Annotated in this window: 3 protein-coding genes; 1 reads left to right on the top strand and 2 read right to left on the bottom strand. The window is 65.9% G+C overall.

Annotated elements, in window-relative coordinates:
* Positions 1-331: phosphotransferase (locus AC2VLV_RS09530; protein ID WP_486989752.1), on the bottom strand; the 331-nt coding region annotated here is incomplete at its 3' end.
* A gap of 74 nt (positions 332-405) precedes the next feature.
* Complete coding sequence (locus AC2VLV_RS09535) at positions 406-753, bottom strand: hypothetical protein (protein WP_486989753.1); 348 nt, start codon at positions 751-753, stop codon at positions 406-408.
* 34 nt (positions 754-787) lie between these two features.
* On the opposite strand from AC2VLV_RS09535, the gene AC2VLV_RS09540 reads away from it, so the two are divergent.
* Positions 788-1,886 (top strand): 5'-3' exonuclease H3TH domain-containing protein (locus tag AC2VLV_RS09540; RefSeq protein WP_486989754.1); only part of this gene is annotated, 1,099 nt, incomplete at its 3' end.

The raw sequence follows: 1,886 nt of genomic DNA on the forward strand, positions 1-1,886 counted from the left end.
GCAACTGGCTGCGACCTTGCAGGCGCGTGACCAGCGCGGCGGGTTTGCCTTTGAGGGTGTGCAAGGTCTGCCCCTGCCGGTCGGGCATGGGATCGGGCACGGGAATGCCATGCGCGGCCAGGTGATGCATCAGCCCGAGATAGAACGGTAACTGCTCGGCCTGCAGGCGCTCAAACAGGGTGAGCACGAATCGGCCCTGCGTGGTGCTCAGGAAGTAGTTGGTGTTTTCGATCCCGCTGGCGATGCCTTGCAGGTCGGTGCGTGCGCCCAGATCGAAGCGGGCCAGCCAGGAGTCGACCTCTGCTGCGTCGAGCGGTGTGAAAACGGCCATGAATGGGATGGGGAAAGGAAAGGCGGGCTGAAAAAGCAGGTTGAGCGAGCAGGTTGAGCGGTCAGCCCGTCGGGTTATTTGAAGGTGAACACCTTCCACTGCGCCTGCCCTTCCATGTGGGCCGGGTCGGTGCTGGACGAGATTGAAGGCGGCACCACGTTGTAGGCCGCGCCGCCGTGCAAAGGTTGCACCTGAATGGAGGTGGTGGCGCCGCGCACCTGCTGCTCCTGAATGCGCACCGCACGATCCTGGGTGACGTTTTCGCGCACCAGAGGTTCGGGGAATTTCGGCTTGGGTTGGGTATCCGTCAGCGGCGCCGCAGGCTTGGACTGCGCAAGGGCGCTTTGTCCCGGATACACGCTGGCGAGCAGCATGAACAGGCCAAGGGCGGAAACGGCAAGAGCGGGGCGGGGCGTCTTCATGCATCGATTTTACGGCGGCATTGATAATGCGCGGATGAATTCCGACGCGCAATCCGACTCCGCTCCCACCCTGCTGCTGGTGGATGGCTCCAGCTACCTCTACCGCGCCTTCCACGCCATGCCCGATCTGCGCGGGCCCGAAGGCCAGCCCACCGGTGCGCTCTACGGCATGGTGGCCATGCTGCGGCGCCTGCGCGAACAATACCCGGTTGCCAAGGGCTATCGCTATGCGGCTTGCGTGTTCGACGCCAAGGGGCCGACTTTCCGCAACGCCATGTACGACCAATACAAGGACCAGCGCCCGCCCATGCCGCCCGACCTGGTGGTGCAGATCGGGCCGATCTTTGAGGCCGTGCGGCTGATGGGCTGGCCGCTGCTCGAGGTGCCGGGAGTGGAGGCCGACGACGTGATTGGCACGCTGGCTGTGCGAGCGCATGCCGCGGGCATCCGCACCCTGGTTTCCACGGGCGACAAGGACATGGCTCAGCTCGTCAACGACCACATCACCCTGGTCAACACCATGAGCAACGAAGTGCTCGACCCCGCCGGGGTGCAGCAAAAGTTTGGCGTTCCTCCAGCGCGCATCGTCGATTACCTCACCCTCGTGGGCGACGCGGTGGACAACGTGCCCGGCGTAGACAAGGTCGGCCCCAAGACGGCCGCCAAGTGGCTGGCGGAGTATGGCTCGCTCGATGCACTGGTTGCGAATGCCGAGACCGTGAGCGGCGCCGCGGGCAAGAACCTGCGCGCCACGCTCGACTGGCTGCCCACCGCGCGCAAGCTGGTGACCATCCAAACCGACTGCGATCTGGACGGCTACGCCCAATCCTTCGACCCGGATCTGCGCCCGGCACCGGAGGACGCGCAAGCGCTGCTGCCTTTCTTCACCCGCAACGGCATGCGCCGCTTCAGCGCCGAGATGAAGGCGCAGACGGTGAGCGAGGAGGCCGCCCGGCAGGTATCGCTGCTGGATGACGCGCCGCCGGCCGAAACGAGCGCGCCCGGCACCTACGAGACCGTTCTCGACTGGGGCCGATTCGACGCCTGGCTGGCCCGCATCGACGCGGCCGGGCTCACCGCCATCGACACCGAAACCGACTCGCTCGACCCGATGCGCGCACGGCTGGTCGGCA

The organism is Thiomonas sp. TH-17, assembly GCF_057473305.1.